The 19,785-nt window shown below is 43.5% G+C and carries 20 protein-coding genes; 11 read left to right on the top strand and 9 right to left on the bottom strand.

Annotation, left to right across the window (positions count from 1 at the left end):
• The first annotated feature begins 69 nt into the window (after positions 1–69).
• The 6 genes from sigY to fumC all read left to right on the top strand — a co-directional run bounded on the left by sigY (position 70) and on the right by fumC (position 7,135).
• A complete protein-coding gene (gene sigY / locus ACXAEA_RS18215) occupies positions 70–621 on the top strand; it encodes an RNA polymerase sigma factor SigY (RefSeq protein ID WP_475097275.1) in 552 nt (183 codons plus the stop codon).
• On the top strand, positions 587–934 hold the full coding sequence (locus tag ACXAEA_RS18210; protein ID WP_475097274.1) for a YxlC family protein: 348 nt from the start codon (positions 587–589) through the stop codon (positions 932–934). The genes sigY and ACXAEA_RS18210 overlap by 35 nt, the downstream gene beginning before the upstream one ends.
• Positions 931–1,137, top strand: coding sequence for a sigma-Y antisigma factor component (locus ACXAEA_RS18205; protein ID WP_475097273.1), 207 nt, complete (start codon positions 931–933; stop codon positions 1,135–1,137). The genes ACXAEA_RS18210 and ACXAEA_RS18205 overlap by 4 nt, the downstream gene beginning before the upstream one ends.
• A gap of 431 nt (positions 1,138–1,568) precedes the next feature.
• Entirely contained in the window at positions 1,569–3,326 is a 1,758-nt protein-coding gene (locus ACXAEA_RS18200; RefSeq protein WP_475097272.1) for an ABC transporter ATP-binding protein, read from the top strand.
• Positions 3,323–5,326 carry an ABC transporter ATP-binding protein gene (locus tag ACXAEA_RS18195; protein WP_475097271.1) on the top strand — a complete coding sequence of 668 codons (2,004 nt, stop codon included), beginning with the start codon at positions 3,323–3,325 and terminating at the stop codon, positions 5,324–5,326. The genes ACXAEA_RS18200 and ACXAEA_RS18195 overlap by 4 nt, the downstream gene beginning before the upstream one ends.
• Positions 5,327–5,755: 429 nt before the next feature.
• Positions 5,756–7,135 (top strand): class II fumarate hydratase, encoded by a 1,380-nt coding sequence (fumC, locus tag ACXAEA_RS18190; RefSeq protein ID WP_475097270.1) that lies wholly within the window; start codon positions 5,756–5,758, stop codon positions 7,133–7,135.
• Positions 7,136–7,215: 80 nt separating this feature from the next.
• Here fumC and ACXAEA_RS18185 read toward each other — a convergent pair whose 3' ends face one another.
• Positions 7,216–7,419 (bottom strand): small, acid-soluble spore protein, alpha/beta type, encoded by a 204-nt coding sequence (locus tag ACXAEA_RS18185; RefSeq protein ID WP_475097269.1) that lies wholly within the window; start codon positions 7,417–7,419, stop codon positions 7,216–7,218.
• Positions 7,420–7,774: 355 nt separating this feature from the next.
• Between ACXAEA_RS18185 and ACXAEA_RS18180 the strand changes: the two genes are divergently transcribed.
• Positions 7,775–8,017 (top strand): hypothetical protein, encoded by a 243-nt coding sequence (locus ACXAEA_RS18180; protein WP_475097268.1) that lies wholly within the window; start codon positions 7,775–7,777, stop codon positions 8,015–8,017.
• Between the two features lie 62 nt (positions 8,018–8,079).
• On the opposite strand, the gene ACXAEA_RS18175 is transcribed toward ACXAEA_RS18180, so the two are convergent.
• Together ACXAEA_RS18175 and ACXAEA_RS18170 are read right to left on the bottom strand one after the other, a co-directional pair.
• The gene (locus tag ACXAEA_RS18175) at positions 8,080–9,180 is read right to left on the bottom strand and encodes an ABC transporter ATP-binding protein (RefSeq protein ID WP_475097267.1); all 1,101 of its coding nucleotides are present in this window, start codon (positions 9,178–9,180) and stop codon (positions 8,080–8,082) included.
• Positions 9,181–9,317: 137 nt separating this feature from the next.
• The gene (locus ACXAEA_RS18170; protein WP_475097266.1) at positions 9,318–10,217 is read right to left on the bottom strand and encodes a PucR family transcriptional regulator; all 900 of its coding nucleotides are present in this window, start codon (positions 10,215–10,217) and stop codon (positions 9,318–9,320) included.
• Positions 10,218–10,374: 157 nt separating this feature from the next.
• Between ACXAEA_RS18170 and ACXAEA_RS18165 the strand changes: the two genes are divergently transcribed.
• A complete protein-coding gene (locus ACXAEA_RS18165) occupies positions 10,375–10,635 on the top strand; it encodes a metal-sensitive transcriptional regulator (protein WP_475097265.1) in 261 nt (86 codons plus the stop codon).
• 69 nt (positions 10,636–10,704) lie between these two features.
• Here ACXAEA_RS18165 and ACXAEA_RS18160 read toward each other — a convergent pair whose 3' ends face one another.
• The 6 genes from ACXAEA_RS18160 to ACXAEA_RS18135 form a co-directional block, all read right to left on the bottom strand.
• Positions 10,705–10,890: a hypothetical protein gene (locus tag ACXAEA_RS18160; protein ID WP_475097264.1), complete on the bottom strand. Its 186-nt coding sequence runs from the start codon at positions 10,888–10,890 to the stop codon at positions 10,705–10,707.
• 60 nt (positions 10,891–10,950) lie between these two features.
• A complete protein-coding gene (locus ACXAEA_RS18155) occupies positions 10,951–11,163 on the bottom strand; it encodes a YheE family protein (RefSeq protein WP_475097263.1) in 213 nt (70 codons plus the stop codon).
• Between the two features lie 372 nt (positions 11,164–11,535).
• Positions 11,536–12,723: a YheC/YheD family protein gene (locus tag ACXAEA_RS18150; RefSeq protein ID WP_475097262.1), complete on the bottom strand. Its 1,188-nt coding sequence runs from the start codon at positions 12,721–12,723 to the stop codon at positions 11,536–11,538.
• Positions 12,720–14,087, bottom strand: a complete 1,368-nt coding sequence (locus ACXAEA_RS18145) for a YheC/YheD family endospore coat-associated protein (protein WP_475097260.1) — start codon at positions 14,085–14,087, stop codon at positions 12,720–12,722. The genes ACXAEA_RS18150 and ACXAEA_RS18145 overlap by 4 nt, the downstream gene beginning before the upstream one ends.
• Entirely contained in the window at positions 14,084–15,169 is a 1,086-nt protein-coding gene (locus ACXAEA_RS18140) for a YheC/YheD family endospore coat-associated protein (RefSeq protein WP_475097259.1), read from the bottom strand. The genes ACXAEA_RS18145 and ACXAEA_RS18140 overlap by 4 nt, the downstream gene beginning before the upstream one ends.
• Before the next feature lie 19 nt (positions 15,170–15,188).
• Positions 15,189–16,286: a YheC/YheD family endospore coat-associated protein gene (locus ACXAEA_RS18135; RefSeq protein ID WP_475097258.1), complete on the bottom strand. Its 1,098-nt coding sequence runs from the start codon at positions 16,284–16,286 to the stop codon at positions 15,189–15,191.
• A 245-nt stretch (positions 16,287–16,531) separates the two neighbouring features.
• On the opposite strand from ACXAEA_RS18135, the gene ACXAEA_RS18130 reads away from it, so the two are divergent.
• The 3 genes from ACXAEA_RS18130 (at position 16,532) to ACXAEA_RS18120 (ending at position 19,667) form a co-directional block, all read left to right on the top strand.
• Positions 16,532–16,891, top strand: a complete 360-nt coding sequence (locus ACXAEA_RS18130) for a YlbF/YmcA family competence regulator (RefSeq protein ID WP_475097257.1) — start codon at positions 16,532–16,534, stop codon at positions 16,889–16,891.
• A gap of 128 nt (positions 16,892–17,019) precedes the next feature.
• The gene (locus ACXAEA_RS18125; protein WP_475097256.1) at positions 17,020–17,892 is read left to right on the top strand and encodes a Cof-type HAD-IIB family hydrolase; all 873 of its coding nucleotides are present in this window, start codon (positions 17,020–17,022) and stop codon (positions 17,890–17,892) included.
• 266 nt (positions 17,893–18,158) lie between these two features.
• Positions 18,159–19,667 carry a coproporphyrinogen III oxidase gene (locus tag ACXAEA_RS18120; protein ID WP_475097255.1) on the top strand — a complete coding sequence of 503 codons (1,509 nt, stop codon included), beginning with the start codon at positions 18,159–18,161 and terminating at the stop codon, positions 19,665–19,667.
• Positions 19,668–19,785: the final 118 nt, after the last annotated feature.

The following is a 19,785-nucleotide window of genomic DNA, read 5'->3' as shown; positions in this document are numbered from 1 at the left end:
CGTCTTATTAATAAATAATCAGATAGAGAGCGATTTTTCAGGGTGGCGGGGAAAGCGAGGCATGCTTTAATGGATGAGAAAGAATTAATCAATAGTGCAAAAAATGGTGACCATCGGTCGTTTGCTGCCCTTTTCCGGGGGCATTATCCCATGCTAGTCAAATACCTGATGAAGATATCGATGAATCCTGACATTGCTGAAGAAATGGCACAAGCTACTATGGCTAAATGTGTGGAAAAAATTCATTTATTTAATGGGAAATCAAAATTTTCATCATGGCTGATCAGTATAGCCACCAACTTGTATATTGACCAGCTCCGCAAGAAGAAGCGGGAGCGCGAATGGAATGAAGGAGAAGCTGCGGCACGCAAGCTGCAATGGCATATGGAATCAAGGAATGAGGATTGGACTGATGCGCTTGCCGCTCTGGCAAAGCTGACTGAGGAAATGCGGATTCCATTAATCTTGAAACATTATTATGGGTATTCTTATGATGAAATCGGCGAAATCCTGAATATTGCAGCAGGTACTGCAAAGTCCAGAGTCCATCATGGGCTTTTAGCCATAAGAAGGGAGCTGAAGGTAGATGACAAACCAAAAAAGGACCTCGCCAGCAAATGAGCAAATGGATATGGAATTCATAGATACAATTAACCAGATTCAACATGGACTGGAGAAAATGGATTCCGTCAATCTTTATACACCTGATGAAAAATGGTTTGAACAAATGGTGCAAAGCCAGCAGGAACAGCTTAACAGGAAATACAGAAAGGAATTAGGATGGTTCATTGTGAGTGCATTATTGATTCTGAGTGCGGTCATGTTCACTTTGCTGGAACTGCCCAAGCTTTACTTAATTCTCCAGGCTGCTGCAGTAGCAGTGACTGTTTTTTATAGCTTTAAAGGTGTGCAAAAGCAGGTGGATAGCCGATGAATGGGGAACTGTCACCGCTTATGATTGCTTTGGTAGCCTTGATCCTTTTGGTGCAAAGCATTTTCCTTTTCATTAATGCAAGGAAGCATGGGCATAATTATTGGCTTTGGGGAATCCTCGGATTGATCCAGGCCCCTATGCCATTGCTCTTTTACCTGCTGTTCATCCGGAAAATCTGGAAGAGATATTCGAAAGATGTATGAAAATGATGAATATTTTAAAAAAATAGAATTGACATTGTGGCTCGTAAGGTGATAACCTTACAAAAGAGAATGGAAAAATAATCTAAAAAGGAGGTTACGGATATGAACATTGTTAAAATCGCAAGATACGCTCAATTGAATAATCGTAACCTGTCCTTTTGCCATAACTAGGTTTTTTAGAGAACCTTAAAGATGAAAGGCATAGGTTGCGTATTTGCGTGACGTGTGCCTTTTTCTGTCTTTACGATTGATTCAAGACATATCGCATGCCGCGGTATGTCTTTTTTCATTTTATAAACTCGTTATTGCTCCATTCATTAATCATCCAAAGGGGGAAAAGGAAATGTTTTTAGCAAAAGTGAAGAAATTAGTAAAAAAGGATAATCTCGAAAGCGGCTAGTCATTGCATTGACAGAAAGGAGTGTTAAAACATGTTATCAGTAATTTCAAAATTAAGCTGGTTTTTTAAGGAAAACTGGAAGAGATATAGTATAGCGATTACTTTATTGATTATTGCGGGCGTCCTTGACGTGCTGCCGCCTAAAATCGTCGGGATGGCAATTGATTCGATCCAGGTTGGTTCGATGTCCAAAGAAGTGATCCTTAAGTATGTGGGCAGCCTGGTGCTCATCACGGTTGTCTCCTATTTCATCACATATATTTGGATGTACCAGTTATTTGGTGGTGCATTCCTGATTGAACGGAAACTTAGGACCCGTTTCATGAAGCATCTGTTAAAAATGACACCGACATTTTTTGAGAAGAACCGTACCGGTGACTTGATGGCAAGAGCGACGAATGATTTGAAGGCGATCTCTGTCACAGCAGGTTTCGGCGTGCTGACACTTGTGGATTCAAGCTTTTTCATGCTGACGATCATATTCACGATGGGATTTTTCATCAGCTGGGAGTTAACTCTTGTTTCAATCATCCCTCTGCCAATCATGGCGTTCTTGATTAATGTTTATGGGAAAAAGATACATTCCAGATTCACCGCTTCGCAGGATGCGTTCGGCGAGTTGAATGATAGGGTACTTGAATCCGTTTCAGGAGTCAGGGTTATCAGGGCTTACGTACAGGAAAAAGCGGATGAAGCGCGGTTCCATGAACTGACTGAAGACGTCTATCGAAAAAATGTCGAAGTGGCAAAAATTGATTCTTTATTTGAACCAACGATTAAAATCCTTGTTGGATTGAGCTATCTGATTGGATTGGGATATGGAGCATACCTGGTGTTCCAGCAAAAGCTTACACTTGGAGAACTAGTCAGCTTCAACGTTTATTTAGGAATGCTGATCTGGCCGATGTTTGCGATTGGGGAACTGATCAATGTCATGCAGCGCGGCAATGCTTCACTTGACCGTCTGAATGAAACCCTGTCTTACAAAGAAGATGTCGCTGACCCGCTAAAGCCGGTCGAAGGCAATGAACCGGAAATGATACAGATGTCTGAACTGACGTTTAAATATCCTTCCTCCAGTGTCAACAATCTTGAAAATATCAAGCTGCACCTGAACCGCGGCGAAACGCTCGGGATTGTCGGCAAGACGGGAAGCGGCAAGACGACATTGATTAAACAGCTGCTCAGGGAATACCCGGAAGGAAGCGGGAACCTGCTTGTATCCGGTGTGCCAATCCAGGAGCACAGCCTGAGGCAGACGAGAAACTGGATGGGATATGTGCCACAGGAAAACATCCTTTTCTCCCGTTCGGTAAAGGAAAATATTATGTTCGGAAACCCAGTGGCCTCTGAAAAGGAATTGCAGGAGATCATTGATCTTGCTGCGTTCCGCAAGGATCTGGAGATGCTGCCGGAAGGCCTTGAAACGCTTGTCGGTGAAAAAGGGGTGGCACTTTCAGGCGGCCAAAAGCAGCGGATTTCAATTGCGCGCGCTTTGATCAAGGATCCGGAAATTTTGATTCTTGATGATTCTCTTTCAGCAGTAGACGCGAAAACGGAGAAAAAAATCATTGATAATATCCGCAGGGAGCGGAATGCGAAAACAACGATCATTACAACCCACAGAATGTCTGCGGTTGAGCATGCTGACCATATCGTCGTCCTTGAGGATGGCAAAATCATTGAGGAAGGCACCCATGAACAGTTGATGGAAAGTAAGGGATGGTACAGTGAGCAATATATCAGGCAGCAGGCAGAAGCAGTCGAAGAGGAGGTGCACTCCGTATGAGTACAGGAAAAAGACTGTTCCAGTATGCATTAAATTATAAAAAAATCATTTATGTCGCGCTGGCAATGCTGACTCTCGCTGTCGTTGCAGATCTGGCAGGACCATTCATCGCCAAGAGAATGATTGATAACCATATTCTTGGAATCGAATCGGTCTGGCATAAGACTGAAGACGGAAAAGGGGCCGTTGAATATAATGGCAGTTTTTACACAAAGGATGGCGAATCTGGTAACACCGATTCTGCCCGAATTTTACAGGTTGGAAGGAATTTTGTGTTTGTAAATTCAGATGTGGATTTTGATGGAAGCCGCAGCTATGAAAATGGGATTTTAACGATCACCAAGGGGGCAAAAGCTGCACAGTATGAGGCTGAGATTTTGTCCGGCAATGCATTGATGAACTTTTATAAACCAGAAATTCCGAACATCATCAAGTTGCTTGCATTCTATTTCGGCTTGCTGGTCATTGCGTCCATTTTCCAATATGGCCAAAGATTTTATTTGCAAAAATCAGCGAATCGGATCATCCAGAAGCTTAGGGAAGATGTATTCAGGCAGATTCAGCGGCTGCCAATCCAGTATTTTGACAATCTTCCGGCAGGAAAGGTCGTTGCAAGGATCACGAATGATACCGAGGCCATTCGTGAATTGTATGTAACCGTCCTTTCAACGTTCTTCACGAGTTTTATCTATATTACCGGAATTTATATTGCATTGTTCATTTTGAATGCGAAGCTTGCGGCGATTTGTTTGCTGTTATTGCCAATTCTGTTTGTATGGGCGAAGCTTTACCGCAAATATGCATCAAAATACAACCATGTCATTCGCTCGCGTGTCAGTGACATCAACGGAATGATCAATGAATCGATTCAGGGCATGAGCATCATCCAGGCATTCAGCCGGGAAAAAGAAACACAGCAGGAATTCGAATCTCTTAATAAGGAGCACTTCACATATCAAAATAAATTGCTGAGCTTGAATTCCTCGACCTCACACAATCTTGTGCAGGTGTTAAGGAATATCGTCTTCGTCGCATTCATCTGGTATTTTGGCGGCGAGGCCCTTCAGCCGTCATCCGCGATTTCACTTGGTATGCTCTATGCGTTCGTTGATTACATCAACCGCCTGTTCAATCCCGTGCAGGGAATCGTCAATCAGCTGGCAAACCTTGAGCAGGCTCTGGTAGCAGGTGAAAGGGTATTCAATCTGATGGATGAGGAAGGCATTGACGTCAGTGAGAAGGAGATAGACCGTTACAAAGGAAATGTCGTTTTCGATCATGTTTCCTTCTGCTATAAGGAAGGTGAATATGTTTTGAAAGATCTTTGTTTTGAAGCAAAGCAGGGTGAAACCGTGGCACTCGTGGGGCACACGGGATCAGGCAAAAGCTCGATCATGAACCTGCTATTCAGATTCTATGACCCACAGGAAGGCAAAATCCTGATTGATGGGATGGACATTTCTGAGATGCCAAGGCAGACTCTTCGAAAGCATATGGGAATCGTCCTCCAGGATCCATTCTTGTTCACGGGGACGATTGCCTCCAACGTCAGCCTTGATCATCCTGAGATTTCGAGGGAAAAAATTGAAAAAGCGCTCGCAAGTGTTGGTGCAGATCGTGTCCTGAAAAATCTTGAAAAAGGCTATGATGAACCGGTGATAGAGAAGGGCAGTACGTTATCAAGCGGGCAACGCCAGCTGATATCTTTTGCCAGAGCACTGGCTTACGATCCGGCGATCCTGATCCTTGATGAGGCTACTTCGAGCATCGATACCGAAACAGAGACGATCATCCAGGAAGCAATGGATGTCTTGAAAGAAGGAAGAACGACCTTCATCATTGCTCACAGACTGTCAACAATCCGTAATGCCGATCAGATACTTGTACTGGATCGCGGGCGGATTGTCGAAAAAGGCAACCATGATCAACTGATGGAGTTAAAAGGAAAGTATTTTCAAATGTATCAGCTGCAGCTTGGCAACAAGGTTAAGGCTGGTTAAAGGATCCGCACCCAACCATTTTGGGTGCGGTTTTTCTGTTCTATGAGAAAGCTCTCCCCGATTCACACATTTGTCACAAAATGTTGCGAAACCAACACGCTGGCATCTGGTCGGCTGTGGTAATTTAAAACTAATCAAACCAAAAATTCAGGGGGTTAATAGGATGGCGGAGTTGACTGTCACTTTAAGCATCGCGAGCATCATGGTCCTGGGCTATTATATTGGGTATGCAATTTATAAAGCATAATGAGCAGTGAAAATAGACATAATGAAAAGCGGAAGCAGTATCTCGACTGCTTCCGCTTTTTTGGCTTTTAAGCCTTACATAAAAGCACTTTACTGTAATCTTGATTTAAAAAACGTTATCCTAGAGGCGGAAATGTTTTAAATGTTTAGATAAGTTAATAATTAGATTGAGGAGGGATGGTTTTGTCAGATTACCGGATTGAAAAAGATACTATAGGCGAAATAAAAGTACCTGCTGAGAAATACTGGGGGGCACAGACACAAAGGAGCAAGCAAAACTTCAAAATCGGCACAGAAAAGATGCCAATTGAAGTCATCTATGCTTTTGCCGAGGTCAAAAAGGCGGCTGCCAGGGTGAACGCAGATTCCGGGAAAATGCCTGATTCAAAAGCGAAAGCAATCGAGACTGCCTGCGGTGAAATCCTTGATGGGCGATTTGATGGACACTTTCCATTAGTTGTCTGGCAGACAGGCAGCGGGACTCAATCGAATATGAATGTGAATGAAGTAGTGGCAAGAAGGGCGAATGAACTGCTTCAAGAGCAGGGGTCAAAGGAACAAGTCCACCCTAATGATGATGTGAACATGTCCCAGAGCTCGAATGATACTTTCCCGACTGCGATGCATATCGCCGCAGTAAAAAAAGTGACAGGAGAGGTATTGCCTGCTCTTGAACTATTCAAGAATACGCTGAAGAAAAAAGAACAGGAATTTAATGAGATCATCAAGATAGGCCGTACGCACCTTCAGGATGCAACACCATTGACTCTGGGACAGGAAATCAGCGGCTGGAGAGCAATGCTTGAGAAGGATGAACGTATGATTAATGATGCGCTTAAATATGCTCGGGATTTGGCAATCGGAGGCACGGCTGTCGGCACAGGTATTAACGCATCTAAAGATTTCGGGGTCAATATGGCGAAGCAGCTGTCTGACCAGACGGGTGAAACATTCCATTCTGCGCCAAACAAATTTCAGGCACTGACATCACATGACGAAATCGTGTTCCTGCATGGCGCATTAAAAGCGCTGGCCGCAGATTTAATGAAGATTGCCAATGATATAAGATGGCTCGCGAGCGGACCAAGAAGCGGAATTGGTGAACTTGCAATCCCTGCGAACGAGCCGGGAAGTTCCATCATGCCCGGGAAAGTCAATCCGACCCAGAGTGAAGCACTTACCATGGTTGCAACCCAGGTGTTCGGGAATGATGCTGCCATCGGCTTTGCAGCAAGCCAGGGGAATTTTGAACTGAATGTCTTTAAGCCTGTGATCATCTATAATTTCCTGCAGAGCGCAAAGCTGCTGGCTGACGGGATGAGATCGTTTAATGATAATTGTGCTGTCGGCATTGAAGCGAATCTAGATGTGATTGCGGGACATGTGGAACGATCATTGATGCTTGTGACCGCCCTGAATCCTCATATTGGCTATGAGAAAGCTGCACAAATTGCCAAGCTTGCTTTTAAAGAAAACTCAACCTTGAAGGAAGCAGCAATCAAAACAGGTTATGTAACATCCGAGCAATATGACATATGGGTAAAACCAGAAAATATGATTTGATAATTTAATTATTTTTTCAAAAGATAAGGCCCCCTTATGAAAGGGGGCCTAAGCCATTCTATTTTATTGTTTACTACAATTTAGCGCTGGTAGCCGCCAAGTTGCTGCTCAGCCATTTGCACTAGGCGCTTAGTGATTTCTCCACCAACTGAACCGTTAGCACGAGAAGTAGTTTCGCCGCCAAGCTGTACGCCAAATTCTGTTGCGATTTCGTACTTCATTTGATCAAGAGCTTGTTGAACACCAGGAACTAATAATTGATTAGAGTTGTTACTGCTAGCCATTAATATTTCCTCCTTTGTGTTTTTCAAAGTTGTATTTTGGGTCAGTATGGAATCGAACCATTCATGGCACTTGCCATGCCGCCAGGGTAACCCATGTTGAGGATTCTGGCTGGGCTAGCCGGAATTGCACCGGCACGCGTATAAGCTGCCTTCTAAGGCTTAACCCAATGTTCTTTGCTGCTTGTTTTTGCTGAGCGGTGTTTGTTGCTGTTTTATTAATAACTAGTATGTTTTGTTTGAAAAAGTTTATGCGCTATGGATTAAAGGTAATTAATACCAGATATCACACGCTACATAACGGACTTTATTCAACACAAACTATTTATAGCAATTAAGCCAGAAAGGACTGAAGAAAATGGGGATGTGCCCTCTTTGCAATGGTTTCCGAAACATCGTTCCAACATGTCCGAATTGCAGCGGCAGCATGGAGAATAACGGCAGGGAAGCAGATTATTATGATGATTACAGCCCATATATGCCATTTGACCAAATGAAGCTGGAGGATGGGTATCCTGCCGATCATGCAGATGGAGAATGTCCGCATCTCTTTAAATGTCCTGATTGCGGGGCAAGCCAGGTATTCTTAATCAAAGAATGAAACTTCGCATTTCATGGAATTGAAAAAAGCAACCGCAGGCGGTTGCTTTTTTATCATTATAATTAAGGACGGATTCTCACTTCTGTTTCAGCATCGAAGAAGTGAACTTTGTTCATATCAAATGCCAGTTCCATGACTTGGCCTGGTGTCACATCCGTGCGTGAATCTACACGTGCTACAAAATCCTGGCCTTCAAATTGTGAGTAAATCATCGTTTCAGCACCTGTTAATTCAGATACTTCGACAGTAGCTTTAATAGTAGCGCCTTGTGAAGCATCGATGAATACTGGCTCGTCGTGAAGGTCTTCAGGTCTTACGCCAAGGATGATCTCCTTGCCTACATAACCTTGTGCACGAAGGACCTTCATTTTTCCCTCTGGAATTGCAATTGAAGAGTTGTTGATTGTGAATTTGCCTTCTTCAAGCTTGCCAGTGAAGAAGTTCATGGAAGGTGATCCGATGAAGCCGCCAACAAAGACGTTTTCTGGATTTTCGTAAACTTCTTTTGGAGCTCCAACCTGTTGGATCACGCCATCCTTCATAACTACAAGGCGAGTTGCCATTGTCATCGCTTCGGTCTGGTCGTGAGTTACGTAAATAGTTGTTGTGTTCAGGCGGCGGTGAAGCTTTGCGATTTCAGCACGCATCTGTACACGAAGCTTTGCATCAAGGTTTGATAAAGGTTCGTCCATCAAGAATACCTTCGCGTCACGGACGATTGCGCGTCCCAATGCAACACGCTGGCGCTGACCACCAGAAAGTGCTTTTGGTTTGCGATCTAAGTAAGGCTCAAGACCAAGGATCTTGGCAGCTTCTTTAACACGGCGGTCGATTTCATCCTTAGGGAATTTGCGAAGCTTCAATCCGAATGCCATGTTATCGTAAACAGTCATGTGCGGATAAAGTGCATAGTTCTGGAAAACCATCGCGATGTCACGGTCTTTTGGAGGAACATCGTTTACGCGCTTTCCGTCGATGTAGAAGTCACCCTTAGAGATTTCTTCAAGGCCTGCAATCATACGAAGTGTAGTAGATTTACCGCAGCCAGATGGACCAACGAATACGATGAATTCTTTATCCTGGATATGAAGGTTGAAATCTTCAACAGCTGTTACTTTGTTATCATAAATTTTAAAAATGTGGTCTAATTTTAACTCGGCCATTTTTTAAAGCCTCCCTGATTGTTTGTCTACAAAAACAGTTTAGCGAACATGCACGGGTTTAATCATCGGCAGGATGCACAAAATTTATGTAAGCCCTTTTATGCAGTTTGTTGAAAGCGTTTGTATGACCTGTATTTCTAGCGTTTTTCTTCATATAGACAAGCTAGATAAACCATCAGTGCTGTATCAAAATCTTTTAAATGGACGCCAGTCCGTTCCATGAACTTGTCCATGCGATATTGAAGCGTGTTACGATGTACGTATAGCTTTTTAGCCGCGAGGGAGGCATTTGAGTTGCTTTCCAGGAACACTCTGATCGTTGTCATCAAATCCTTATCCTCTGAAAATGCTTCGAGGATTGAAACCTCGAGTATATCTCTTAAATGTTCAGGAAGGCTAGATGACAAGATTATAGGGAAAACCTTTTCGAAAGTGTATACCTTTTCACGACTGGAGATTTTGATAGCCTGATGGAACAGCTCTTTTTCTTTTTGGAAAAAATCGGCAAGCTGAGTGTTAATTCTTTGGAACTTCCCAATATAAAATGATATTTTTACATAAAAGTCGCTTTCAAATGTCGATGAAATGGACTCGAGTTCTTCAGCACTTTCGGTGACTTCTTTCTTTTCTTCGATTAAGAGCCCGTAAGAATCATCCATCCAAAGCATCGTGTGATCAGGAAAAAAACCATGCAATGCACCAGTGATTTCATCGGAATCGATTTCTTTTCCTTGCAGATGGAATTGGATGAAACGGCACTCATCAGAATAAACGGAAGGAACTGTTCCATCGTAAAAAAGGAATTGGTTCCATTCATGGGCAGTTCCATGCAGTTCAGCATCAACTGCCGGTTCAACATAATGGCAGATAGCTTTTAATAGTTCAAACTGGCTTTCGGATATCTCGTGTTTGGGTATACCGATCCATATGGATTCGCCCTCATTTTCCATGAACCAATAATAATCTGGTGATGGCTTTTCTGGTGCAAATTCCTGCGTGACAGAATCGGGGAAATACGCTAATATTTTATTAATCATATAAGTATCCTCAGATTTAATTTGATAAAAGCTGACATTTTCTTTATTATAACAGTTGTAGCTTCCTGATGTTAAGTTGGGTAATTGGTAGAAAAAAGGAAAAAATGTTGGTATAATAGATACAATACGGGGTACCGTAAGGAAGAGGTGTAGGGATATGGAATACACAGCGGAAATGAAAAATCGCCTAAAGCGATTGGAAGGCCAGGTTCGCGGCGTCATTCGCATGATGGAAGAAGAAAATCACTGTAAGGATGTTGTTACACAATTGTCAGCAGTCCGTTCTGCAGTAGACCGTGCAATCGGCTTTATCGTAGCAAAGAATCTCGAATCTTGCATCACTGAGGCAGCACAAGAAGGGAAAAATGCTGACGAAGCGATTAAAGAAGCAGTAAATATGATCGTAAAAAGCAGATAAGACACCAGCATCCTTTTTGGATGTGGTGTCTTTTTTTTTGTACAGATAGCGAGTTTTGCCTGGTCATTCCTATTCATTGGGCGGATCTTCGGGATAAAGGTCGCGGGCTTCCTCGATATTCGGTGTGCTGTCAAACCGATGTACAGTTCCGCCAGCCATACCTTCATTGATCATACGGTCCACATCGACATACATTTTGTCTCGTCCCTCATATTGAAGGTCTTCAGCAAATTGCTTCTCGCGTTTCTCTTTCATGGTATCCTCCTTCAGAGCTTTTACGCTTAGAATACCGGATAGCATAGAGAAACATACACATTATTTGTCATAAACATGGAAAAGCATGAGTTCATGGATTTGTTTCTTCAGCTGCTCAGTATTTTCTTCCGATGGTTGATCAGACGTCCATTGAATGTCTCCATTTTGATGATAAATCCCTGTATATTTAAGCTTTTTAAAGTAAAATGAAAAATGCCAGCCAGGCATCTCTTTATTTTCAAACAACGGTTTGAACTGGAAATGAGTAATCATTCTGAATCCCCCTGATATCAAGCAGTTTAATCTATTATATTATACATTAGATAATAGATTAAACTGATGGCTCTGTTTAATTAGTCTGTTGATTTTCGTTCCAGGCGCTTCGCTTTCCGCGGGCAGTCTGCGAGCCTCCTCGGCGCTTTTGGCGCCTGCGGGCTCTCCCATGACTTGCTGATCCCGCAGGACATTGATTTGTCTTCCTGAATTTACCCACGCACGAAGGAAATGCGGCAGCATTTTCGAGGAGTCTTCGCGCCTTCCACTAAAATCAACAGGTAATAAAAATCGATATTTGCCTATAACAGAGCCAAACTAAAAAGCATGAAAAATGAATTCCTCATCCAGGCTTTTCATTAATCCTTCATTCTAACTGAAGCCTGCTTTTCTGAAGAAGAGATCCACCAGTGCTGAAATCCGTTTTGCTTCGATATGGGGTTCGTCGAAGCTCATTGGTTTGGAATTCACTTCATAGATGACATATTCTCCTGTTTCTGTGATCCCGGCATCAAGGGAAAATTCCCCAAAATAGCCTAATTCCTCGGTAAGCAATTGCCCGATTTCTTTTACTGCCCAGGTGAAAAATTGATCATGTCTTTCATTCTTTGCTTTAATGTAGGGGAGCATGATTCCTCCGTTTGGAAGGTGTGTGGTCAAGTCCTGCTTTTGTGACTGCCTGATGCCAATGCCGGTTACTTCGTAGCCCTCAGGTCCGTCATGAGCATGCACACGGAAATCGAAACGCTTCCCATCAATGGCGGCCGGAATGATTTCCTTTTGGGCGAGGTACTCATACTTAAGCAATTGCTTTGATTTAACCTGCCAAAATTCCTTCATGCTCCGATAAAGCTGACGATGTGAATGGCTGGTATATTCAATCTGGCCATCCTGTACCCGCAGGCGGAAGATGCCAATTCCTTTTGAGGAGGAAGCAGGCTTTAAGTAGATTCCGCTATGGCGTTCAAGAAAAGCTGCTAACTGAATCATCGATTTCACCGCAATGCTTTCAGGCATAAGCTCACTTAAGTGCCTGTGCCTTGCAAAAAGAGCGGATAGTTTGTTTTTATTGATAAAGGCTGGGTTGAAAAATGGGATGCCCAGGGCGGAAAAATAGTTTACTGCATCTCTGAAGGCGGGGAGCTGTTCTGCATTGCGAAAAGGTACTCGATTGAAAACAAGGTGGGGCAGCGGTGTTTTCACAGGAATCCATTTTTTATCTTCAGGTAAAAAGGCAACTCCGGTTAGACCATCTTTTACAAGAGTTTCAGCTGGGAAAATGACGACTAATCCATTGCGTTTCAGCACCTCGGACTGAAGTGCCTGAAATAAAAGGCCATTCCCTGAGAGGCTCAGCTTTTTGCTCATCGCTGTCATGATTCCAACCAGGGGACCAGTATTTCCACTCTTATTGTTAAAGTTAAAACGGAAGCTGCTTTCCGGGAGGAAACTGGTTGATGCGGAAGGAATCGTGATTTTATTAAAGCCAAAGCTGATCTTTTCATCAGCTTTGGCTTCATGTGTCCACTCTTTCGATTCAGTATTATAACGGAGGATCATTTGAAAATATCCTCTGGTGCTGTAATCGCCTTTTCTGCTAAAAAGATTCCGAATGAAAGTGACAGCTTCCGGGTGAGCAAGTCGAAGCTCTTTAGTTTCGGATGCTTGAAAATAGAACGGCCTGGTTTTGAGTTCGCCTCGAAGAGCCATATGTTTCCTTCTTTATCGATTCCAAGGTCAAACCCAATTTCCCCAATGATCCCTTCCATGTTTTTTTCTAAAATCGAGCTGAGGAGCAGGGAAGCTTCTGAAAGCTTTGTTGCATACAGCTCACATTCATGTCTATCCTCGAATAATTCATCAAGAGATTTTACGACCCCTCCATTGTTCACATGCGTAGTGACACTGCCATGACCGGCTATTTTTGCGGCAATCGCTGCTACCTGCCACTCACCGTATTCATCCTTGTTTGTATGCACGCGGAAATCGATGAGTCTCTTTTCGGATCTCAGCAGGCTGATCCCCTGTTGGACAATCATCTGAGAAAGATTGCGTTTATGAAAAATTTTCTTCACCAGCTTCTCCAGGCTGTCAAACCTCGTCAGCTTATTGACACCTTCCTGGTCTCGGTAGCGGCAATAATAGTCGCCGTTATATTTATCGAACAATATCTGGTGTATTCCAAGCCCAAGGCTTCCGTTTGCAGGTTTTACATAAACATTCCCATAGCTGGACAGCATCCTCTCTATTACGGAAAAAGAAGAGAATTGATGGGTTTCAGGCAGGTAAATGGAGGCCCGGTCGTCCTGCTGCAGCCGTTCGAAAACATCCAGTTTGCTGAAAAATCCAGGGTTATACCATGGAATTAAATAATCAGTCTGCATTCTTGCCTTCAGGCTGCGGAGCTCTGATTTCCTCTCGGTACGCCTGTTCGGGAGCCGGTCGTAGACGACATTCGGGAAGGGAACCTTAATCGTTTTCCAGCCGCCATCCACAAAAAAGTAGCCGTCGATCAACCCTTGATCCCAGTCGATATGCTCCTCACCGAAGACGAAGGGAAGCGCTCCGACGGATTTATTGACTGATAGAAGTTTGGCAAAGAACATCGACCTTTCACCAACCGGCCTGAATGGATACGATGTGAAGCCTGAAGTAAGGATGCCAATCAATGGGCCGATAAATAATGTTTGCTGATCGATAAAAACATGTAAAGGAGCTGCAAGGTCTGGCATTGATAATTCCTTTTGCACATCATTGCTGAGGACGATGACGTTCCGGCCTCTTGGATGGGGTGCGCACGTAACATCAATCACTTTGTTCCCGAATGCGATTTTATTGATTTCCTTGCTATTGGGAAGGTCATCAGGGATGAAAACAATCTGCTTCGAGTGGTGGATAATTTCAATTGGATATCTTTTTCTCATAAGTGCTGTTCCTCTCTTTCTGACGGATTTCCAGAAAGCATCTGGGCATATTCAAGCGGGGCTTTATATAGTAGTTCCTTTAATTCTGGATGGGTAGCTGCGATCACTTTTCTGCCCGGCTTCGAATTTGTGTCCAATACCCATAATGCATTATCCTTCGAGACGCCGATATCCACACCTAGCTCAAAAAGCCTTGGAAAGGATGCTTCAAGGATTACTGGCAGCTTTGAAAGAATTTCATTTAATTCATGTAAAATGAATCTTTTGTTCCTGCCATTCAAGTTGTTCATATACTCTTCAAAGTGCAAAATTTCTCCGCCTGCGCTTAAATTCGACAGGATGCCGTCCTTGTTGCCGCGGCGGATTCCTTTTCCACGCAATTTCCAGTTGCCCAACCCATCTTTTTGCAACAGCACCCTTATATCAAAGGGACAATTCTGTGTATCAGTAAGCTCTAGGTATGGCTGAAGCAGGTACTCCTTCTTAATGAATAGCTGTTCCAGCCAATTCTCTGTTTCGTTTGCTGAAAGGAAGGTCAAGTCTGACAGACTGCCGCCCTGATCGGAAGAGATTACATATCCCTTGCCAGATTTTTTAATGCTGTAAATACCGGCGCCGCCCGAACCAAAGATAGGTTTAAGAATCGCTTTTTTCCAATCTTCCAGCTGGGCTGTCACCATTTTTCCGGTTTTGGCCAAGAGTGTCTTTGGGATGTATGGGGACAGGGAGGAATTTGCCAGTACCTCATAAATCGCCCATTTATTTGGCAGCCCGTTTCCCAGAAACATAATGTCTCGCCTGCTTTTTAGCCATTTCACAATTGCCATTGCTTGCTTTGACGCAAGGTCATCGGTATAAAAGCAGCGGTCGTACAGCATATTTGGAATCGGGAATTCTTCCTTTACCCAATGATCTTTTTCATGGTCATATCTTTCACCGAGCACCATTTCGGTTTGTGGGTGGATTTTTGCCGGGGAGAATCGATAACAGGTAAAGATATGCGGATTCGCACGCCGGGCTATCTCGGTAAAATAGGGGAGTTCACTTTTTAAGGATAGTGACAACATTCCAAATGAAATCATATGCATTTCTCCTTTTGGCTTATGGCTGGCAGAGTCCATAGCAGTGTTCGATGATGGCTTTTGTTGATGGCCGGATTTTTTTGCCGCGCTCTTCAAAGTTCTTGGAAGGCTTGGAATTTGCTTCAATAAGCCAGAGGTTTCCTTTAATGTCAATGCCGATATCGATACCCAGCTCGGCTGTAAGTCCCTCTGCATTTTGGCTGATGGCTTCTGCTGTCTCCAGCGCTAACTCCTTCATGAGCGCCAATTGCTGCTTCGCCTGGTTCCTGCCGAAGATCAAGGAAAGTGTTTGAATCGGTTTCAATATCTCACCGCCGCGGGCGATATTTGAAACAAACAATTGATCGGCTGATAATCTCGCCACAATTGATGTGACCTTCCAGAACTGCTGGGCATTTTTATGGCAGAGGACCCTGAAGTCCATCCTCCTGCCGTTTAATTCTGAAAGCTGCAGCCCTTGCTGGATGATGCACAGTTTTTTTTCGACTAACGGAGAGATGGCCCGGGCTAACTCCGAAATCGATTTGAAGGCTGGCAATTCTTTTGCCGGCAGGGTGGAGAACGAGGCTCTCACCAGTGCATCTTCCCTCGTGACCTTGATGATGTTCCTGCCCTGGCTTCCATGTACGGGTTTAATGTAAAGCTCATCATGCTTGCCGAGCATATCTTTCAGAAGTTTTTCTGAATATAGATGCGTTTCGGGTATGAATGGATGCAAATGCTCTTCCCTCAACAAAAATTCATGAATATCCCACTTTGATAGAAAGCGGTGATTAAATATTCTTATTCCCAATGAATCCAATTTATTTAAAAATCCCTTAAATCCCTTGCTCAGTTCCGTGCGGCGGGATGAAATCCGATTGTAAATCACAGCAGGCAGGGGCAGGAATCCTTTTTTCCATTCATCGTCATCGTAATAAAACCCTTCGACTCCTTCGTCGGAAAAATCTTTTAGTGAAAAGACATAAAAGCTGCCTCCAATCTCTGATATCCCCTGATGAAGCTCTTCGCAAAAGGAGTGGACTTTGCCGAAGTCTGGTCCGTTATCTTCTTTTATTTCAGTCAGCAAAGCGATGACAGGGCTGATTGATTGGCCTTGCGGATTTGCTGGCGCCATAACTTCTCCTCATTTTCTGTCATGCTCCCTTACGAGCATCTTACCCGGAACGAATACATGCGGAAGATGCAAAAGGAGCCGATTGTAAAATAGGCAAACACACATATTGCATCTTATGAATATGTACGGATATTGGTGATTTTTATAGCAGAGGAGTGGAATCCAGACGGTTTCGAACCTTTGGCAATTGAAGGCATAGTTTGTTATAGTGGAGTGGAGCGTTTAACGTAGAAGGAGTGATTTTAATGGCAGTTAATACTTACGATGCAGCCTACGATCTCGAAAAGGCGATCAGGAACAGTTCGGAATACACGAATTTGAAAAATCTTTATGATGCTGTGAACAGTGACGAATCAGCTAAGAAGATGTTCGAAAGCTTCCGCAACATCCAAATGCAGCTGCAGGAAAAGCAGATGATGGGGCAGGAAATTACACAGGAAGAAGTAGAACATGCCCAAAAGACAGTTGCCCTTGTCCAGCAGCATGATAAAATTTCAAAGCTGATGGAAGCAGAGCAAAGAATGAGCATGGTCATTGCCGAGCTTAACCAGATCATCATGAAGCCCCTGGAAGAGCTTTACGGCAATCCAAACCAGCAGCAATAATAGATAGACAGAACTCCCGGCCCAGATGCCGGGATTTTTTTTATACAACTATGCCTTGTTCTTTTTTCTCAATTACTATCATACAAGTTAAATAAGGACAAAAACACCGAAGAAATGGGGGCATAAAAATGATTTACCGTCTTCTTGCGCTTAATGTGGATGGCACAATCCTACAATCAAATGGCAGGCTTCATAAATCAACAAAAGACGCAATCGAATACGTCCAGCAAAAAGGGGTTTATGTGACTCTAGTAACTTCCAGAAGCTTTCCATCAGCTAAAAAGGTGGCGAAAGCTCTGAAAATAAATTCCCTGCTCGTAACACACCTGGGCTCCTATATCTCTAACGACCTACGGAGTGATCCTGTTCTGGAAAAGAGGATTCCGGAGGATGTCACCTTCCAGCTGGTCAGGTTCCTCGAAAGCTTCCCTTGCCAGATCCGATTGGTCCATGAGAAATTTTCACTGGCAAACAAGTATAAATTGAACCACAATTTACTGGCAAAAACGGTGTTCACAACAGGAGATCCGATTTTCTATTCCCAGCAATTCACCGATTCCATCAGCGAAACTCTCGTGAACGAGCCCATCTCTCCTCCAAAAATTGAAGTCTATTTCGAATACGAAGAAGACCTGACAGATGCACAGCAGGCAATCGAAGGAATGTTCTCGGAAGTATCCCTTTCCAAGCTGAATGACTACAGGCTTGATATCATGCCTGAAGGAGTCTCGAAGCTTAGCGGCCTGATCCACCTCGGCGAACACCTTGGCATTCCATTAAAGGAAATGGTCGCAATCGGTGATAGCGAGGATGACATCGAAATGATCGAAGCCGTCGGTCTCGGTGTCGCAATGGGCAATGCTCCAGTAGAAGTAAAAAAAGCTGCGGATTGGGTCACCCGTTCCAACAGCCAGCACGGTGTAAACTATATGGTCAAGGAACATTTCCGTAAACAGCAGCCAATTGAATTCCTGCGGAAAATGAACATCATCAAAATGTAAAACCTCGGCATGCCTGTGATGATTGCAGGCATGCCTTATTGCGTGTTAAGGAATATATCAAGCTTTTAAAGAAAATATCAGTGCGTTTCAGGAATATATGAGTTTTTTAAGGGAAATGAGCAGATGATTAAGGAAAATAACAAGTTTTTGATTGGATCTTACATAAAATTAACCTGAAAAACTGGTAGCTTTTGTACTGTCTTGACCTATGAAACAAACATCTATTACACTAATTGAAGCATGTTTAATTGAAAAGGTGATATTTAATGAGAATTCATATAAAAGGGATAGAGGATGACAGGTTCCAACGGCCCCTGGGATTGATTGCAAATCTATTCTTCGAAGAATCAGAAGCAGTTTTGGGTGGTTCAGCTTCAGACCTCGATGCTACCATTGATTTTGAAGTTAATACTGATACGGCTATTTATGCAAAAGCAGTCCTCACTGCAAAGGATGGAACAATTCTTATTGCAGATGCGGATAAAAAAATTCCAGCAGGCTTAAGCGATAAGGAAAAATTCAAACTGCTTAAAACCGTGGTTTCAAGGGCTTATTTAAAAGTGCTGCAGGACTGGACAGGCATCACCCAGATGTGGGGGATTCTCACTGGAGTCCGTCCTACAAAGCTTTTGCATAATAAGCTTCGTGAAGGTAAAGGGCAGGAGACTGCCCACAGGGAGCTGAAGGAACAATATCTGATATCAGATGAAAAAATCCAGCTTATGCAGCAGATCGTTGACCGCCAGCTGGCTGTATTGCCTGATTTATATGATCTGAAAAATGGTGTCAGCATTTATATTGGCATCCCTTTCTGTCCGACGAAGTGTGCGTACTGTACCTTCCCGGCCTACGCGATCAACGGCAGGCAGGGATCCGTGGATTCCTTCCTTGGCGGGCTTCATTACGAAATCCACAAAATTGGCGACTGGCTGAAGAAAAACGGTATCAAAATCACGACAGTCTATTATGGTGGAGGCACTCCAACTTCGATCACTGCAGAAGAGATGGACATGCTGTATGAAGAGGTCCATCAATCATTCCCGGATGTCGAAAAAATAAGGGAAGTGACCGTTGAAGCCGGCAGACCGGACACAATCACTCCTGAAAAATTGGAAGTGCTGAAAAAGTGGAACATCGACCGGATCAGCATCAATCCGCAATCGTATATCCAGGAAACATTGAAGGCGATCGGCCGCCACCATACAGTGGAAGAAACGATTGATAAATTCCATCTGGCACGTGAAATGGGAATGAACAATATCAATATGGATTTGATCATTGGGCTGCCTGGTGAAGGAACGAAGGAGTTCGCCCATACTCTTGCTGAAACGGAAAAATTGATGCCGGAATCGTTGACCGTCCATACCTTGTCGTTCAAGCGAGCTTCGGAAATGACTAAGAATAAAGAGAAGTATAAAGTGGCAGACCGCGACGAAATTGAAAAGATGATGAATATGGCTGAAGACTGGACGAAGGAACATCAGTATGTCCCATACTATCTGTACAGACAGAAAAACATCCTTGGCAACCTGGAAAATGTCGGCTATGCAATGCCGAAGCAGGAGAGTCTCTACAATATCATCATCATGGAGGAACAGCAGACCATCATCGGCCTAGGCTGCGGCGCATCCAGCAAATTCATCGATCCGGAGACGGGTGTCATAACCCAGTTCTCCAATCCTAAGGATCCGAAATCATACAACGACAGCTTCGAGGAATACGCAGATAAAAAGATTGACATCCTCGATTCATTGTTTAATAAGGCTAAAATATAATGTGTTAGAAGCTTCCGAAATTAATGTTTCGGAAGCTTTTTTATTTTGGGTGAGGGTGTTTTGAAATATTTCTAAAAAAATCAAAATAGTAAGAAAAAAGTTTTTAAATATAACTTTA

This window comes from Mesobacillus sp. ABV4_180 (assembly GCF_056158485.1).
This window is presented reverse-complemented; position numbering and strand designations above follow the sequence as displayed.